At 67.0% G+C, this 16,343-nt stretch carries 13 protein-coding genes; 3 read left to right on the forward strand and 10 right to left on the reverse strand.

The annotated features are described in order from the left end of the window. Window positions 1-138: 138 nt before the first annotated feature. On the reverse strand, window positions 139-1,230 hold the full coding sequence (locus tag QUW00_RS09110; RefSeq protein ID WP_289614066.1) for a zinc ribbon domain-containing protein: 1,092 nt from the start codon (window positions 1,228-1,230) through the stop codon (window positions 139-141). 226 nt (window positions 1,231-1,456) lie between these two features. Next, complete coding sequence (locus QUW00_RS09115; RefSeq protein ID WP_289614067.1) at window positions 1,457-2,065, reverse strand: hypothetical protein; 609 nt, start codon at window positions 2,063-2,065, stop codon at window positions 1,457-1,459. 307 nt (window positions 2,066-2,372) lie between these two features. Here QUW00_RS09115 and QUW00_RS09120 point away from each other — a divergent pair, with 307 nt between their 5' ends. Beyond that, a complete protein-coding gene (locus tag QUW00_RS09120; protein ID WP_289614068.1) occupies window positions 2,373-4,355 on the forward strand; it encodes a 5'-nucleotidase C-terminal domain-containing protein in 1,983 nt (660 codons plus the stop codon). 135 nt (window positions 4,356-4,490) lie between these two features. Here QUW00_RS09120 and QUW00_RS09125 read toward each other — a convergent pair whose 3' ends face one another. Together QUW00_RS09125 and yqeB are read right to left on the reverse strand one after the other, a co-directional pair. Further along, window positions 4,491-5,504, reverse strand: a complete 1,014-nt coding sequence (locus tag QUW00_RS09125; RefSeq protein WP_289614069.1) for an XdhC family protein — start codon at window positions 5,502-5,504, stop codon at window positions 4,491-4,493. Window positions 5,505-5,579: 75 nt separating this feature from the next. Continuing rightward, complete coding sequence (gene yqeB, locus QUW00_RS09130; protein ID WP_289614070.1) at window positions 5,580-6,368, reverse strand: selenium-dependent molybdenum cofactor biosynthesis protein YqeB; 789 nt, start codon at window positions 6,366-6,368, stop codon at window positions 5,580-5,582. Between the two features lie 95 nt (window positions 6,369-6,463). On the opposite strand from yqeB, the gene yqeC reads away from it, so the two are divergent. Then, window positions 6,464-7,183, forward strand: a complete 720-nt coding sequence (yqeC, locus tag QUW00_RS09135; RefSeq protein ID WP_289614071.1) for a selenium cofactor biosynthesis protein YqeC — start codon at window positions 6,464-6,466, stop codon at window positions 7,181-7,183. Between the two features lie 120 nt (window positions 7,184-7,303). On the opposite strand, the gene hydA is transcribed toward yqeC, so the two are convergent. The 6 genes from hydA to dpaL all read right to left on the reverse strand — a co-directional run bounded on the left by hydA (window position 7,304) and on the right by dpaL (window position 15,304). Next, on the reverse strand, window positions 7,304-8,674 hold the full coding sequence (hydA, locus tag QUW00_RS09140; RefSeq protein WP_289614072.1) for a dihydropyrimidinase: 1,371 nt from the start codon (window positions 8,672-8,674) through the stop codon (window positions 7,304-7,306). Window positions 8,675-8,906: 232 nt separating this feature from the next. Next, window positions 8,907-9,512: a nucleotidyltransferase family protein gene (locus QUW00_RS09145; protein ID WP_289614073.1), complete on the reverse strand. Its 606-nt coding sequence runs from the start codon at window positions 9,510-9,512 to the stop codon at window positions 8,907-8,909. 146 nt (window positions 9,513-9,658) lie between these two features. Next, a complete protein-coding gene (gene arcC / locus QUW00_RS09150; protein WP_289614074.1) occupies window positions 9,659-10,603 on the reverse strand; it encodes a carbamate kinase in 945 nt (314 codons plus the stop codon). 380 nt (window positions 10,604-10,983) lie between these two features. Then, window positions 10,984-12,186 carry a knotted carbamoyltransferase YgeW gene (ygeW, locus tag QUW00_RS09155; protein ID WP_289614075.1) on the reverse strand — a complete coding sequence of 401 codons (1,203 nt, stop codon included), beginning with the start codon at window positions 12,184-12,186 and terminating at the stop codon, window positions 10,984-10,986. 238 nt (window positions 12,187-12,424) lie between these two features. Beyond that, window positions 12,425-13,831, reverse strand: coding sequence for a YgeY family selenium metabolism-linked hydrolase (locus tag QUW00_RS09160; protein WP_289614076.1), 1,407 nt, complete (start codon window positions 13,829-13,831; stop codon window positions 12,425-12,427). A gap of 258 nt (window positions 13,832-14,089) precedes the next feature. Next, window positions 14,090-15,304, reverse strand: a complete 1,215-nt coding sequence (gene dpaL, locus QUW00_RS09165) for a diaminopropionate ammonia-lyase (RefSeq protein ID WP_289614077.1) — start codon at window positions 15,302-15,304, stop codon at window positions 14,090-14,092. A 282-nt stretch (window positions 15,305-15,586) separates the two neighbouring features. Here dpaL and QUW00_RS09170 point away from each other — a divergent pair, with 282 nt between their 5' ends. Then, window positions 15,587-16,228: a helix-turn-helix transcriptional regulator gene (locus QUW00_RS09170; protein ID WP_289614078.1), complete on the forward strand. Its 642-nt coding sequence runs from the start codon at window positions 15,587-15,589 to the stop codon at window positions 16,226-16,228. Window positions 16,229-16,343 lie beyond the last annotated feature (115 nt).

The following is a 16,343-nucleotide window of genomic DNA, read 5'->3' on the forward strand; positions in this document are numbered from 1 at the left end:
TCCCGCGCCGGTGCAAGAAAATCCCTAGGGTGCATTTACATCCCCCGCGCGCCTGCAGCCGGGTGCTTTTACATCCCATGCCCTCCGCAACCGGGGACATTTACATCCCGCGCCCGGGTGCCGTCGGTTCGGGTGCCGTCAGTTCATCTGGTAGAGCGTGAAGGCGAGCTCGCCGTCGTCGTGGCGCGCCTCCACGATGGCCGTGCCGCTGTAGATAGGCGTGGAGCTCGCGCCCACCGCGTCGAGCATCTTGTCGAGCGGCAGGCCGTAGGTGTCCATCGCGATGTCGGTGGGCATCAGCGTATCGGACGGCTTGTAGACGTCGAACGTCACGCGATAGCGGTTGGACCCCAAGTCCTCGGCCGACGTCACGGCGGCGACGCCTTGACTCGGCCAGGCGACGCCCATCTCGTAGACGTAGTAGAACCACCCGTCGCGTGCCGTTCCGCGGTCCGCGAGCGGCGCCCGGGTCTCACCGGGGTTCTTGTCGTAGGCAAGCTCGCTCTCCGTGAACTCGATGCCGAAGTAGCGGTCCAGAAGGTCGATGAAGTAGTCCGACTTGACGCGCATGACATAGCCCTCGTCCGCCATGGGATCGTCAGCCGGCACGACCTCTGTATAGGGATTGTCGTTATAGGCCATGTGGTACAGCATGTAGGTGATGATCTCGACGCGCTGGTCGTCGGACAAAGGCTCGTCGCGATTAAAGTGATCGCGCGCACCGAAGCCCGTGGTGAGTTCGGTGAAATTGGAGATGAACAGGTTGATCGCGCCGTAGTCGTCCGAATCGGAAAGGTCGAGCGGAATGGAGCTGGGCTGCGGCTCGCTGTCCGCGGCGGGCGGCTCGGCCACCGCGCCGATATCGTTGACGTCGACCCCGTCGGCAGGCGCGCTCTCCCCTTCCCCGTCGGCGTCATTGCTTGCGCCGCCGACCAGCTCGACAGTCGTGGCGTCGGACGCCTCGTCCTGCCCGGGGAGCTTCACGACGCCGGTTGCGAACAGCGCGACCGGGATTCCGATGATCAGCACGGCCGCGACAGCGATACCCGCGACCACCGCAGCGGTCGACCGGCGGCGCGGCGGGGCTGGGACCGGCGTCGGGGCGGGCATGGGCTGCGTCGCAGGGGCGTCGGAGTCGCGCGCCACCTCGCCAGCGGCCATCGGGAATCCGCATGCCGTGCAAAACTTGGTACCGTCGGGCATCTGTGCCCCGCAACGCTGGCAGTACATCTGATCCTCCGGGTCGTCGCCGCCGTTTTCCAACCATTGTATGACAACAAGGCAGGCTGGCTGTGAAGGCAGGCGCGGGGTCTCGGGGTTCGGGCTGCGGGAGGTTAAAACACCCTAGGGATTATTTTACATGGTGTATTCGAATGAATACACCATGTAAAATAATCCCTAGGGTGTTTTAACCTCAACCGAGGCGATTTTGCCGCCGGAACCGTCGCAGATGCGGCTACTCGCTGCGCTTCTGGACGATGGCGCCGACGATGGTGAGCACGATCGTGCCGATGAGGATCGGCGTGGCGTACAGCGCGGAGAACTCGCCCCCGATATAGGAGGACAGGGCGTTGAAGGTGGCCAGCGCGTCACCCGGAACAGCCAGCTCCACCAGGGCGCTGAAGGCCAGCACCGCGGCCAGCACGTTGGAGACCATAAACGTCGAGCCCGTGTAAGCGGTACCCAGGCGCACGAACAGATCGCACCAGCGCAGGGCGGCAAGGCCGACGAGCAGGGCCGCGACCGCCATGATCACGCCCAGATACGCGTTCATCTCGGCGGGCATCAGCATGCCCACGACAAACCCGAGCGCGGCACCGGCGACGGCGCCGACCAGAAACACGCCGGCCTTATAGACGTACTTGGACAGCAGCGCCGCCACGATGCCCAAGACGACCGCGATGACGATGGAGGCCGCAGAGCCGTCCGTCGAGGACAGGCCGATGTTGAGCACGCCGAGGAACACGAGCGCGCCGAGCATGATGTAGAACAGGCGCTTGCCGGCAAAGCAGGCGAGGGCGCCGACGGCGATGTTGACGAGCAGGTACAGGATGACGAATTCCATGAGCGGCCTTTCAGCTGTAGATATGACCCGGCAATGATAGCCGAACCCCCCTCGCCCTGACAAAAGAGCCGCATCTCCGACACACCGACAGCACGGGAACCGGACCAGCCGCCGCACACGGCAGCCGCCCCGACGCGACCAGTCACCTTGGTCGATTCATCGTTCGTTCCGCCCGGCAGGTCGTTCGTGCCCCTGCATCTGGTCGCCCACGCATATCGCGGCGACCATCCCTTGTCCTCCCATCGGTTTAACCGTAATGTGAAACCCTCTGTCAGAACCGAGCAATCACTCTTTTTGAGGAGCATGCATGAGCAACGAGAACATCCGGAATACGAAGCGATTCCGCTTCCGTGCGGCACAGCTCGCCTGGGCACTCCTTGTCACGCTGGTCGCCCTCGCGGGAAGCCCGACGCGGGTGCTCGCCGAAGGCGACGAGGTCGTCGGCACCGTCACCGTGCTGCACGTCAACGACACGCACGGCAACTACGCCGTGGACTACGTCGTAGACCCGCAGACCGAGGAGGAGATCGAGGTCAACGCCTATGCCGTGCTCGCCGGTATCGCAAACGGCACCGACCCCGACGCCACCATCGTCCTCGACGCGGGCGACACGTTTCACGGCAACTCGTTCGCCACGGTGAGCGAGGGCGAGAGCATCGCTGCGCTCATGGACGCCGCGGGCGTGGTGGCGACCACGCCGGGCAACCACGACTGGAGCTACGGCGCCGACCGCCTGGCCAAGCTCGACGCCGACCACGACCTGTCGGTGCTCGCCGCCAACGTGGTGGACGCCGCGACCGGGGAGCCGTTCTTCGACCAGAGCTACGAGCTGGTCGACCTCGAGGTCGCCGGCGAGCAGCTCACCGTCGGCATCGTGGGCGCGATCGATGAGGGCTTCTACACGTCCACGCCCGCCGCGAACGTCGAGGGCCTTGCGTTCACCAACCCGGTCGTCGCGGCGACCGACGCCGCCGCCGAGGCACGCGAGGCCGGCGCGGACATCGTCGTCTGCCTTACGCACAACACCGATCCCGAGGGCTTCGCCGCCGAGCTCTCCGGCATCGACGCCGTCGTCGCCGGCCACGAACACGCGACGATCGACGAGACGGTGAGTGCCGCCGACAGCCGCGAGGTCGCCGTGGTGGAGGTGCCCTCGAGCCCCGCGGGCGACTACTTCGGTACGATCGGGTCTTTGACCTTGGACGTGGCACAGGACGACACCGGGACCTGGTCGGTCATGAAGGCCGAGAGCACCCAGATCGACACTGCATCCAGCTACGAGCAGGCCGATGCCGCCGTCGAGGAGCTGACTGACCAGCTCGTCGCGCAGACCGAGGGGATCCTGAGCGAGGTCGTGGGCACGAGCGACGTCGCGTACGACTACTCGACCACCGAACTGCCGGGCGGCTGGGAGCGTATCCGCACCGAGGACATGCCCATCGGGCACGTGGTGACCGGCTCCTATCTGGCCCAGACCGGGGCCGACCTCGCCTTCGAGAACGCCGGCGGCATCCGCGGCGGCGTGCCTGCGGGCGACGTGACCGCGGGCGACCTCATCTCCATCTCGCCCTACGGCAACACGCTTGCCACCTACGAGCTGACCGGCGCGGAGATCCTCGAGACCCTGGAGCACTCGCTGTCGATCTCCAAGGCGTGCCGCGACGTCCTCGCCGCGCAGATCGAGGCGCTGGAGAACGGCGAGGACCCCATGCAGTACAGCTGGCCCGGCAATTCCGGCAGCGTGCTGGTGGTGGGCGGTGCCACGATGGAAATCGATTGGGACGCCGCCGATGGCGAGCGCATCGTCTCGGTCGAGCTCGCCGACGGACGCGCCTTTGACCCGGACGCCACCTACACCGTGTCCATCAACAGCTACCTGCCCGGTGCGACCGACGAGTACCCCGCCTTCGCGAACATGGCGCTCGTGCAGGAATGGGGCACCTGCGAGCAGGCGCTGCGCGCGCTGGTCGCCTCCGATGACTGGGAGCAGCAGGTAGCCGACCTCAGCGGCACCGTCACGTACGTGACGGGCGAGGATGTCGAGCCGGGTACCGACCCCGAGCCGGGTACCGACCCGGAGCCGGGCACCGACCCGGACGAGAAGCCCGAGGACCCCGGCTCCAAACCCGAGGGCCCGCAGGACGAGCAGCCCGCGACCGATACGGACGAGCCGGAAGGCGCCCTGCCGCAGACCGGCGACCCCATCGCGGCCGTCGGTATCGCGGCAGCTCTCGGCGCGCTGAGCGCGACCAGCGGTGCCGGGCTCGCGCGCAGGCGCGGCGGACGCTAACGCACCGAGCGCGACAAGATTCGCCTACGCAAACGGGGGCACGCCAGCAGTGGCGTGCCCCCGTTTTTTCCGTCGATTCTGCAGGCATCTCGGAAAAGCGCCGGTTTGCCGTCTGGGCAAGACGCCGGCCCCCTGTCATGCCAAGACGGTGCGGCGATGCTCGATCATCTGGGCCGCGATGCTCACGGCGATCTCGGCGGGCGTCTCCGCGTGGATGGGAAGGCCGATGGGCATGTGCAGCCGCTCGGCATCCTGCGGGGAAAACCCGTCCGCAATCAGGCGGTCGCGTACAAAGCCCGTCTTGCGCTTGCTGCCCAGGCAGCCCACGTACGAGGGATGGGCCGCGAGCGCCTGCGAGATGACCTCGTAGTCGCTGCCGTGACCCGCGGTGGCGCTCACCACGAAATCGCGCCTGCCGATGGCGCACGTCGCGGCGAGGTCGTCGTAATCCACGAGCCGGCGCTCAAGCGCGCCGGGCAGCAGCTCGGCGGTCAGCATCTCGGGCCGGTTGTCGCAGGCGATGACGGCAAAGCCGGCGGCAGACAGCGCCGCGGTCAGCGCGCGGCCCACGTGCCCGCAGCCGAAGATGTAGGTGAAGCCCTCGGGGCTGATGGGCTCGCGGTAGCGCTCCCCCACCACGCCGGCGGCGATATCCCCCTGGTTCTCGGGATACTCCACGGCCAGCGGCAACGGCCCGTCAACCGTGCGTGCCGAATCCGCGCCGTGAACCGCGGCGCCGGGCTGCGCGCCCAGCGGGCTCAAATCGAGCGAGAGCACACCCTCTCCGTGCGTCGCGAGCACGTCGCGCACGGATGCGAGCACCGGCGTGAGGGTCGCGGTGACATGCAGGTAGCACAGGGTGATCAGGCCGCCGCAGATCATGCCGGTGTCGCTCGACGCGCCGCCCATGGTGTAGCTCACGGTGCGCGACTGCCCTGCCGCAAGCAGCCTGGACGCCTCGCGCAGCGCGATGTCCTCCACGCGGCCGCCGCCGACGGTGCCCGCCGAGGAGCCGTCGGCGAACACGGCCATCCAGGCTCCCGCCGAGCGCGGCGAGGACCCCTTCGTCCCCATCACGATGACGAGCTCGGCGCGCTCGCCCGCATCCAGCGCGGCAAGCAGGCGGTCGACGATCTCGATTTTCTCCATAGGACTCCATCCTCTCCAAGCGCTCTTCGGAATCGGCAGGCGACAAGGCCTGCCGGGTGCCGCGACGGGTGACCGCTAGGCGTGCAGGGCGAAGTGGCAGATCGCCTCGAGCACGCCGCCGCCCACGGCGGTCGCCTTGTCGGACACCGTCGCGCAGAACGACGCGTCGCCGCGCGGATCGATGTCGCCCGCCTTCATGCCCGCATGCACCGTCACCCCGGGCGCGATGAGGCCGCGCAGGGCGCCGTCGATCGTCGCAAACATGGGCTCTCCCGCCACGCGGCCGACGACCTCGCCCGCCCGCACGATATCGCCGATCCGACGGATGCACTCGAACCGGCCGTCGGCGGGCGCGCGCAGCACGCGGTCGGCGCCCACGCCGGCGATGATGCCCGGCACGCCCGTGTTGGCGATGGGCGAGCCCTTGTAGAGCACGCGTCCCAGGTAGTGGCCGCGCTTGGTCTCCACTGCGGCATGGCAGTCGACGCCCGCGGTGAACCCAGGTCCCACGCCCACCACGACCGGCGCCATGTCCATGGAAGTACCCAGGTTGCGCTTGGCGAGGATGGCGTCGACCACCGCGTCGGGCATAAGCTCGCCCAGGCAGGCCGCCTCGGGGTCCACCATGACGGCGATGTCGCCCGCCTCCGTGATCGCGCGCGCCTCGTCGACCGAAGCCGCCAGCTTGCCGCGCACGTCTTCCACCTGGGCGCTCCCGCATCGGATGGCCTCGCTCATCGCGACCGTGCGCCGAATGCAAGTGGGCTCGGCGATATCGGCCATGACCACCTGGATGCCCGCGCGGTGCAGGCGCAATGCGATGCCGGTCGCCAGGTCGCCGGCGCCTCGGATGAAAGCCAACATGCCCGTTTCGTCCTTTCGCTCGCGGGAGCTGCGCGCCCCCCGTCCACCATGGTACCGTGTCTGTACGCGTACGCGAACACACGGAGGCGAGGCATATGAACCCCAATCGCACCCACGCCCTCACCGATCTTCTGCAGCAGGTACCCGGCATTACGGCCGTCATCGGCGGCGGTGGCAAATCGACGCTGCTCGCCTGCGGAGGCCGCGGACTCGCCGCGCGCGGGTCGACCGCGATCCTCGCGACCTCGACCCACATGCTGCCGGCAGCGGACATCGCCTGCGCACGCGGCCTGGCCGGGCAGCGCGCCGCGGCAGGCGGCGCGCTGCCCGCGCTCTGCCAGCTCGGCATCCCGGAGGAAGGCACAGGGAAGCTCGCCGCGCCCGCCGATGCGTGGAGCGAGCTCGCCGATGCCGCTGACTTCGTCCTCGTGGAGGCCGACGGGTCGCGCGGCCTGCCCTTCAAGGCCCATAACGAATACGAGCCCGTCATACCCGACGGCTGCGCCCGCGTCATCTACGTGGTCGGTGCCTCGGGCTTTGGCGCACCCGTCTACGACGTTGTGCACCGGCCGCAGGTCTTTCGCCGCCTGACGGACTGTGCGCCCTACGAACCGGCCAGCCCCGCGCTCGTGGCCCGCGGCATCGCGGCCGAGGGCCTCGTGGGCATGCCCGACGACCTGGTGATCGTAAGCCAGGTGGAGGACACGGGCGCACTCGACGCGGCGCGCGCCTTCGCGGTCGAGCTCGCCGAGGTCATCACCTGCCCCATCTACGCCGGCAGCCTGCGCGCCGAGGCGCTCGTCCGCCTCGCCTGACATGGGTCAGATGGGGACGTGTTCCGTCCAACCCATCCCGATGGGTCAGATGGGTTGGATTGAACACGTCCCCAAACGACCCATAATGGGTTGGACGGAACACGTCCCCAATCAACCCGTCTAGCGACGCACGTACGTGCCCGGACGCTCGCCGGTGGGCGCGCCGTCGCGCGCGGCGAGCACGCCGTTGACGTACACCAGATGCGCGCGGCCATGGGCCTCCATGCCCTCATAGGGGGTGTAGTCGACCGCCTGCTGCTGAGTCGCCGCCGAAATCGTCCAGCGCGCGGCGGGGTCCCACACGCACACATCGGCGTCGGCACCCACGGCGAGCCGTCCCTTGCGCGGCCACATGCCGAACACGCGCGCCGGCCCCTCGCTCATCAGGCGCATAAGCTCCACGGGGCCAAGCTGCCCCTCAAAGGTCGTCGCCATCACGACAGGCCGGTGCTCGATTCCCGGGCCGCCGTTGGGGATCTTCGTGAAGTCGCCGACGCCGCGGTCCTTCTGGCCGTGCAGGTTGAAGGAGCAGTGGTCCGTGGCGATGGAATCGACCTCGCCGGCAAGTACCGCTCCGCGCAGGGCGGCGACATCGGCCGGCTTGCGCAGCGGCGGGCTCATCACGTACTTGGCCCCCGCGAAACCGTCGTCGCCCTCCTCCAGATAGCGCGTATCGTCGAGCGTGAGGTACTGCGGGCAGGTCTCGACGAAGATGCCCTGCTGGCCGCGCTCGCGCGCCGCGCGCACGGCGGCAAGGCCGAGCGCACTCGACAGGTGCACGACGTTCACCTTGGCGCCGACGATGCTCGCCAGGTAGAGCAGACGCGAGACGGCGTCCGCCTCGGCCTCGGCGGGACGTGACAGCGGATGGCCCTCCGGACCGGTGATACCGGCGGCGAGCACCTGGCGCTGCAGCTCGTTCACCACGTCGCCGTTCTCGCAGTGCACGCACAGCACGGCGTCCAGATCGCGCACGACCTCCAGGCAGCGCAGGGTCTCGGCGTCCGTGAGTTTCAAGTGGTCGTAGGCCAGATAGGTCTTGAAGGAGCTCACGCCCGCGTCGCGCATGCGCATCATCTGCTCCGGACTGTCCTCGCCCCACTCGGCGATCGCCATATGGAAGCCGTAGTTGGCGGTGCAGCCCGCCCCGCCCTCGGCGCGCTTGTGCCACTCGGCGAGCGCGTCGTCCATGGACACGCCGCGGTCCGCGGTGGCGTAGTCGACGATCGTGGTGGTGCCGCCGCAGGCGGCGGCACGCGTTCCGGTCTCGAAGCTGTCGGCCGTCCAGTCCATGCCGGTCCAGCACTGCAGGTGCGTGTGCGCGTCGATGAAGCCCGGGAAGACCCAGCAGCCCGCGGCGTTCTCGACCGTGTCGCCCGCGGCGGGCTCGATATGGGTCTCGATGGCGGCGATCTTGCCGTCGTCGAGTGCGATATCGGCACGGCGCAGGCCCTCGGGCGTCACAAGCGCACCGTTTTTGATGATGATCATGTTCGAAGCTCCTTTCTGAGCGGTTCGAAAACCCGACCTTCGCGAAGTGTGTGCCTCGATGCGGATAAGGCGAGTATACCCGGCTTGCTCGGTACTGTTTTCCCAGCTAGACGAATTGCTACGCGAGCGGTATACAAAGGGGTCCGCAATCGACGCACTCACTTCGTGGCCTCGTGCGAAAACGTCCGCCACATGGCCGTCCATACGGGGCACCGATGGCCGAGAGGCCTCCTTAGCATCCCGCAAGACGCGCGATGTACGCCAGATCGGCGGGCGCGTCCACGTCGAGCAGCTCCTCGGGCGTCCGCGCCTCGACCAGCGCCACCTCGACACCCATCGCCCGAAGCACCGAGCGCCCGCCGTCGTCGCCGGGCACCGACCAAAACGCCTCGAAGCACGAGGCGGGAAACAGCACGGGGCTCGCCGGCTCGCCATCCCACGCGAGCCGATATGCCCGCGCGGGGTCGGCAGCTAAGGCGTCGGCCAGGGCAAGGAAGCTCTCCGTGGACACGAGTGGCTGGTCGCCCGGCAAAAACAGGCAGCCGTCCCAGCGCGCCATGCCGACAGCGAGACCTGCGCACGCCGACGCCCGTCGGGTCGCCCGCTCCCCTTCCGGGCGGACAACCTGCGCAGCGGGGCACGTGCACCTCAGCGCATCGGCAACCTCGGACCAGCAAGTCGAGACCACGACCTCAAAGCGTTCGGCGGGTACCGAGGCGAGCGTGCGCAGGATGAGCGGCTCGCCCGCCAGCGGCGCGAGCAGCTTGTTGCCCGCCCCTCCCGCCGCGGCAAAGCGCGCGCCCTTGCCGCAGGCCATGACCACGCACCCGAGCCTCATCCGCTTACCTCCCGCTATCGACCCGGCAAAGCGCTGCGCCTTGCCGGACGCGTCCCGTCGCCGGACGTCTCGTCGTATCCAATCCCAACAGTAGCAAAACGGGGTGCCCCGCGCCCGGGGCACCCCATTGGAAAGGAGAGACGATGCTATGCGCGGGCGATCGTGGTGCCCGTCTTGCCCGCCAGGCCGTCGGCAGCCTTCTCGAGCAGGGTGATGAGCGACGTGCGCCCCTCCTTGCTCTCCACGAAGGCGGCAGCCGCCTGCACCTTGGGCAGCATCGAGCCGGTGCCGAACTCGCCGGCCGCACCCAGCTCGGCGGCGCGCTCGGGCGTGAGGGTATCGAGCCACTCCTCGTGGTCGGTCCCGAAGCCCACGGCGACCTTCTCCACCGCGGTAAGGATCACGAGCGAATCGGCGTCAAGCTGCTCGGCGAGCTTCTCGGCGGCGAAGTCCTTGTCGATGACGGCCGCCGCGCCCTTGAGGTGATGGCCCTCGGTGGGCATCACGGGGATGCCGCCGCCACCGCAGCAGACCACGACATGGTTGGCCGCCACGAGCGCCTCGATGGTGGAGAGCTCCACGATCGACACGGGCTTGGGGCTTGCGACCACGCGACGGTAGCCCTTCTTCTCGTCGTGCATGAACTCGTAGCCGCGGTCGCGCGTGAGCTCGGCGGCCTCCGCCTCGCTCATGAACGGGCCGATGGGTTTGGTGGGGTTGGCGAACGCCGGGTCGTTCGGATCGACCTGGATCTGGGTGAGCACCGTGGCCACGCCCTTGTCCATGCCGCGGTCGAGCATCTCCTCGCGCAGGGCGTTCTGCAGGTCGTAGCCGATGTAGCCCTGGCTCATGGCGCCGCACACCGACAGCGGGCAGGGAATGTACTTCTCGGGGTCGGAGCGGGTGAGCTCGGCCATGGCGTTGGCGATCATACCCACCTGCGGGCCGTTGCCGTGCACGATGATGACCTCGTTGCCCTCCTCGATGAGGTCGACGATGGCGCGGGCCGTGATCTTGACGGCGGCCATCTGCTCGGGGAGGTTGGAGCCCAAGGCGTTGCCGCCCAGGGCGACGACGATGCGACGGGACATGGGATACCACCTTTCAAAGGGTCGGGCGTGAACAAAAACGCGGCAGCGCCCGGGGCCATCCGACGCCATCCGGGCGCTGCCGTCACGAGAGAGGACTATAGGATTTCGCAGCTCGACGAAGCTGCAGGGAAAAACCGACGCCGCCGGCGAAGCGCTCGGCCAGCGAGCACAAAAACCGCAGATAGAGCGCTCAGTCAGCGAACGAGAAACCGTCCCAGGTAGAGTACTCAGTCAGCGAGCGGCTGACTGGCGAGGCAGATCGCCTTGAAAGAGGAGGGCATAGGCCTTCAGGCCATGCCCGACGAGTGAAGGCCAGATCGCCCGCCAGACAGCCGCGCAGCGTCGAGCAGTTCCGCGGTTCGGTAGAACCGCGGAACCCCTTACTGCTGGTTCCAGCGCGGGGTCGCGGCGGCCTCGAGGGCGCGCAGGGTCTCGACGGGGTTCTTGCACTTCTGCAGGAAGATCATCGCGGCGATGGCGTACGGCTTGTAGCTGGCCTCCTTGTACATGCCCACGCGGTGCATGTCGAAGACGTCAGCCATGACCTCGCCGTGCTCGCAGGAGACGCCGGAGATGTCGGCGGGCAGCGGGTGCATGAAGATGGTGTCGTCGCCGTGAGCGGTCTTGGCCATGAGCTCGCGCGTGGAGCACCAATCCATGTGGGTGGCGTTCTGGGCGAGCAGCTCCTTCTCGAGCGCGGCGATGCCCGCGTCGTCACCGGCGGCGTACAGCTTCGTGCGCTGCTCCATGGCGGCGTAGGGGGCCCAGCTCTTGGGGATCACGATGTCGGCGCCCTCGAAGGCCTCGGCCATGGTGCCGACCTGCTTGAAGGTGGAGCCGGACTCGGCGGCGTAACCCTTGGCCTTCTCGACCAGATCGGGCATGAGGTCGTAGCCCTCGGGATGGGCAAGCGTCACGTCCATGCCGAAGCGCGGCAGCAGGGTGATCAGCGACTGCGGGCAGGACAGCGGCTTGCCGTAGGAGGGCGAGTAGGCCCAGGTCACGGCAACCTTCTTGCCGCGCAGGTTCTCCAGGCCGCCGAACTCCTCGATGAGGTAGAGCATGTCGGCGGAGGACTGGGTCGGGTGGTCGGAGTCGGACTGCAGGGAGATCAGCGTCGGACGATGGTCGAGCACGCCGTCCTTATAGGCCTCGTCGACGGACTCGGCGACCTCGGCCATATAGGCGTCGCCGGCACCGATGTACATGTCGTCGCGGATGCCGATGACGTCGGCCATGAAGGAGATCATCGTGGCGGTCTCGCGAACGGTCTCGCCGTGGGCGATCTGGGACTTCTTCTCGTCGAGGTCCTGCAGCTCAAGACCGAGCAGGTTGGTGGCCTTGGAGAAGGAGAAGCGGGTGCGGGTGGAGTTGTCGCGGAACAGCGAGACGGCGAGGCCGGAGTCGAACACGCGGGACGAGATGTTGCGCTCGCGCAGGTCGCGCAGGGCCGCGGCCACGGCGTAGAGGGCGCGCAGCTCGTCGGTGGTCTTGTCCCAGGTGTGCAGGAAGTCGGCATCGTACATACCGGAGAAGTCGAGACCGGACAGGTCCTCGAGCAACTCGTTGAACGTCTTAGCCATGGTGAGATCCTCTCTCTTGAGCCCTGGGCGCCAGGGCACTTGCAAACGGGTTCATCCCCTGTCCCCATGTCCTAAACGGGGCCAGGAGAAAAATGGGACGCAGCGGAACGCCTATCCCAGATGTCCCAGTTTTCTCCTGACCCTTTTGGGGCATGGGAGAGCTGGGGCCAAGGACCGGCCGGCCCGCGCGGCAAAGCATGGGGAAAACGCGCGGGCACCGGTCAGGCAAAAGGAGCGGCTACTTGATGTCGTTATCCGTGGCGCCGGCGCGGAACACGGTGACGTCGCCGGTCTTCTTGGACGGATCGTACAGGTTGAGGGCGGCGGTGTAGAGCGCGGCGCAGGTCACGAGGTCCTGTTTATAGGTGACCTCGTTGGGCGCGTGCGCCTGGCTCTCGGCGCCGGGGCCGAAGCCCACGCAGGGGATGCCATAGCGGCCCTGGATGGAGACGCAGTTGGTGGAGAAGGTCCACTTGTCGGTCAGCGGACGGCCGGCGCGCTTGTCCATGGACTGCTCGACGCCGATGCGCTCGGTGCCGTACAGCTCGTGGTGGGCGTCGACGAGCGCCTGGACGTGCGCGGCGTTCTCGGCGTTGATCCAGGTCGGGAAGTAGGCCTCGGTCTCGTAGACGGTGCCCTTCCAGCTGGGACGGTCGTACATGTACATGGAGACCTCGACGTCCTCACCGTACTTCTTGACGGCGGGTAGGTCGCGGATCTCCTGCAGGCAGGAGTCCCAGGTCTCGCCGGCGGTCATGCGGCGGTCGATGGAGATCGCACAGGAGTCGGCCACGGCGCAGCGGGAGGGGCTGGTGTAGAAGATCTGGGAGACGGTGCAGGTGCCACGGCCCAGGAAGCGGGCGTCCTGATAGTGCTCGGGGTTGTACTTGGGGTCGAGCATCTTGACGAGGCCCTTGATGTCGGTGGACTCGTCGCAGCCGTTGTTGTTGAGGGCACGAACGTCGGCGATGATGTCGGCCATCTTGTAGATGGCGTTGTCGCCGCGGTCGGGCGCGGAGCCATGGCAGGAGATGCCGTGGACGTCGACGCGGATCTCCATGCGGCCGCGGTGACCGCGGTAGATGCCGCCGTCGGTGGGCTCAGTGGAGATCACGAACTCGATCTTCTCACGCGCGTCCTCGGGGCCGTCGAAGTACTTGTTGACGATGTACTGCCAGCACATGCCGTCGCAGTCCTCCTCCTGGACGGAGCCGACGACCATGATCTTGTAACCCTCGGGGATGAGGCCCATGTCCTTCATCATCTTGGCGGCGTAGGTGGCAGAAGCCATGCCGCCCTCCTGGTCGGAGCCGCCGCGGCCGTAGATGACCTCGTCGTCCTCGTAGCCCTCGTAGGGGTCGTGGGTCCAGTTGTCGCGGTTGCCGATGCCGACGGTGTCGATGTGGGAGTCGATGGCGATGATCTTGTCGCCCTCGCCCATCCAGCCGATGACGTTGCCGAGGCCGTCGACCTCGACCTTGTCGTAGCCCAGCTTCTCCATCTCGGCCTTGATGCAGGCGACGACCTCGCCCTCCTCACAGGACTCGGACGGGTGGGAGATCATGGCGCGCAGGAAGGCGGTCATGTCGGGGCCGTAGTTGGCGGCTGCCTGCTTGATGGCGTCGAAGTCAAGTTCCTTGGTCATGGGGCTCAAATCCTCTCTTTGGATGATGTTGGACGTATCGGGCGGCCCCGGCATATCCCGCCGAGCTCGGACACATCCTCGCGCTTCGCGCTGCGGAACTCGCGCGGCGGGATATGCCGGGGCCTTCGCATGGACAACTTCCTCGAGGTTTGGGTCCCCGGGCGACCATGCGCTGCAACTCAATCGATCTGCCACCCTCTCTCGTTGCTTGAAGGGAAGATGGCGCGTCGCTTCGCGACGCCTAGTGTGGGGCGCCTTTTACTCGGCGGGGTAGGCGCCGTCCCAGACGACCTTGCGGTAGTTGACCGGGTCGGTGTCGCCTTCGGTGGAGAACAGCAGCACCGAGCTCTCAGCGGTCAGGCCGATGGCCTCGCGCAGGTCGGCGTACTCGTCGGACTCCATGAGGGTCGTGATGAGGCCCGTGCCCACCGCGCCGGACTCGCCGGAGATCACGCGGGGGTCGCCGGACAGCGGGGCGCCGAGCACGCGCATGCCCTTGGCGGCCACCCAGTTGGGGCAGGCAACGAAGACCGACACGTGGTTGCGCAGGATGTCCCAGCCGAGCGTGTTGGGCTCGCCGCAGGCAAGGCCGGCCATGATCGTGGGCATGTCGCCGTCCACGATGCGGGGCTCGCCGTCGCCGGCCACCGCGCCCTTGTACAGGCACGCGGCCTCATCGGCCTCCATGACCACGAAAGTCGGCGGGTTGTCGGGGAAGCGGTTCACGAAGTAGCCCACCACGGCGCCCGCGAGGCTGCCCACGCCGGCCTGCACGAACACGTGCGTCGGGCGCTCCACGCCGGCCTCGGCGTACTGCTCGGCCGCCTCGGAGGCCATGGTGCCGTAGCCCTCCATGATCCAGCTGGGGATCTCCTCGTAGCCGTCCCAGGCGGTGTCCTGGACGATGACGCCGTTCTCGCAGGCCTCGGCCTCGGCGGCAGCCATGCGGACGCACTCGTCGTAGTTGACGTCCTCGATGGTGACCTGGGCGCCCTCGGCGGCGATGTTGTCAAAGCGGCTCTTCACCGAACCCTTGGGCATGTGGACGACGGCCTTCTGGCCGAGCTTGTTGGCGGCCCACGCCACGCCGCGGCCGTGGTTGCCGTCGGTGGCGGTGAAGAAGGTTGCTTGGCCGAAATCGCGGGCGAGCTCCTCGCTCGTGAGGTAGTCGTAGGTCATCTCGGACACGGGCTTGCCGGTCTTCTCGGCGATGTAGCTCGCCATGGCAAACGACCCGCCCAGCACCTTGAAGGCGTTCAGGCCGAAGCGATAGCTCTCGTCCTTGACCGCCAGGTTGGCGAGTCCCAGGTCGGCGGCGAGCGCATCGAGCTTCGCCAGCGGGGTCACGCTGTACTGCGGGAAGCTCTGGTGGAAGGCGCGCGCCTCGCCCACGTGCTCGAGCGACATGATGCCCAGGTGAGCGTCATCGCTCTTGGGCATGGTGTTCGCTACCCATTTGATTGTCTCGGCCATGCTTTGCATTCTCCTTTGCCGATCCTTTGTAAGGCCCCGCAGATACGCGCATCGCCGGTTCCGGACCGCTCCGTCCGATGGCTTAACTTTTATCAGGCGGCCAAACAAAAAGTTTTGCTGAGAAAGTTTTATCACATGTAAGAGAAAATTGTCCAGACTCTTTGTAAGGTTATGTGACCGGTAGAAAACCGCCGTTAAACGGTATTTTTAAGGGCGGATTGTGCGATGTCTCTATTTCTGTCAGGATAAACCTAACAAAAAGTTAGGAAGGAGCTTACGTGAATGACTCCTGCACAGATTGAATTCTATAAGCGGCTCGCCCATGGGCTCGCTTTGCAGTTTGGCCCCAACTGCGAGATCGTGGTGCACGATCTGGAGGCCGACGACCTCGACCATTCCATCGTGGCGATCGAGAACGGCCACATCAGCGGACGCCGGCTGGGCGACGGCCCGAGCCATGTGGTGCTCGAAGCCTTAAACGACGATGCCGACAAGCTGCACGACCGTCCCCCCTACCTCACGAAGACCGAGGACGGCAAGCTGCTCAAGTCGAGCACGATCTTCATCCGCGACGAAGCGGGCTGGCCGTGCGGAATCCTGGCGATCAACTTCGACATCACGCTCATGACGGCGTTCTCGAACACGCTGGGGTCGCTCATCGGCACCGACGGCAGCGTCGCCGAGCCCGAGCCCATCACCAAGAACATCGGAGATTTGCTCGACGACCTGTTCCGCGAGTGCGAGCAGGTGGTCGGCAAGCCGGCCGCGCTCATGACCAAGGAGGAGCGCGTGCGGGCGATCGGGTACCTGGACCGGCGCGGTGCGTTTTTGATCCGCGAGTCAAGCCAGAAGGCCTGTGAGTTCTTCGGCATCTCCAAGTACAGCTTCTACAGCTACCTCGACGAAGCCAAAGCCGACGACTAAAAATGGGTCATTTGGGGACGTGTTCCTCCCAACCCATCGTGGGTCATTTGGGGACGTGTTCCTCCCAACCCATCGTGGGTCATTTGGGGACGTGTTCCTCCCAACCCATCGTGGG

The sequence above is a fragment of the Collinsella tanakaei genome (genome assembly GCF_030373545.1).
Classification (GTDB): Bacteria; Actinomycetota; Coriobacteriia; order Coriobacteriales; family Coriobacteriaceae; genus Collinsella; species Collinsella tanakaei_C.

Bases quoted from the DNA above. Each gene is read 5' to 3' on its own strand.
- arcC (WP_289614074.1), bottom strand. From the start codon at position 10,603: ATGTCCCGTCGCATCGTCGTCGCCCTGGGCGGCAACGCCTTGGGCTCC.
- QUW00_RS09170 (WP_289614078.1), top strand. From the start codon at position 15,587: ATGACTCCTGCACAGATTGAATTCTATAAGCGGCTCGCCCATGGGCTC.
- QUW00_RS09120 (WP_289614068.1), top strand. From the start codon at position 2,373: ATGAGCAACGAGAACATCCGGAATACGAAGCGATTCCGCTTCCGTGCG.
- QUW00_RS09115 (WP_289614067.1), bottom strand. From the start codon at position 2,065: ATGGAATTCGTCATCCTGTACCTGCTCGTCAACATCGCCGTCGGCGCC.
- dpaL (WP_289614077.1), bottom strand. From the start codon at position 15,304: ATGGCCGAGACAATCAAATGGGTAGCGAACACCATGCCCAAGAGCGAT.
- hydA (WP_289614072.1), bottom strand. From the start codon at position 8,674: ATGATCATCATCAAAAACGGTGCGCTTGTGACGCCCGAGGGCCTGCGC.
- QUW00_RS09160 (WP_289614076.1), bottom strand. From the start codon at position 13,831: ATGACCAAGGAACTTGACTTCGACGCCATCAAGCAGGCAGCCGCCAAC.
- ygeW (WP_289614075.1), bottom strand. From the start codon at position 12,186: ATGGCTAAGACGTTCAACGAGTTGCTCGAGGACCTGTCCGGTCTCGAC.
- yqeB (WP_289614070.1), bottom strand. From the start codon at position 6,368: ATGTTGGCTTTCATCCGAGGCGCCGGCGACCTGGCGACCGGCATCGCA.
- yqeC (WP_289614071.1), top strand. From the start codon at position 6,464: ATGAACCCCAATCGCACCCACGCCCTCACCGATCTTCTGCAGCAGGTA.
- QUW00_RS09145 (WP_289614073.1), bottom strand. From the start codon at position 9,512: ATGAGGCTCGGGTGCGTGGTCATGGCCTGCGGCAAGGGCGCGCGCTTT.
- QUW00_RS09110 (WP_289614066.1), bottom strand. From the start codon at position 1,230: ATGTACTGCCAGCGTTGCGGGGCACAGATGCCCGACGGTACCAAGTTT.
- QUW00_RS09125 (WP_289614069.1), bottom strand. From the start codon at position 5,504: ATGGAGAAAATCGAGATCGTCGACCGCCTGCTTGCCGCGCTGGATGCG.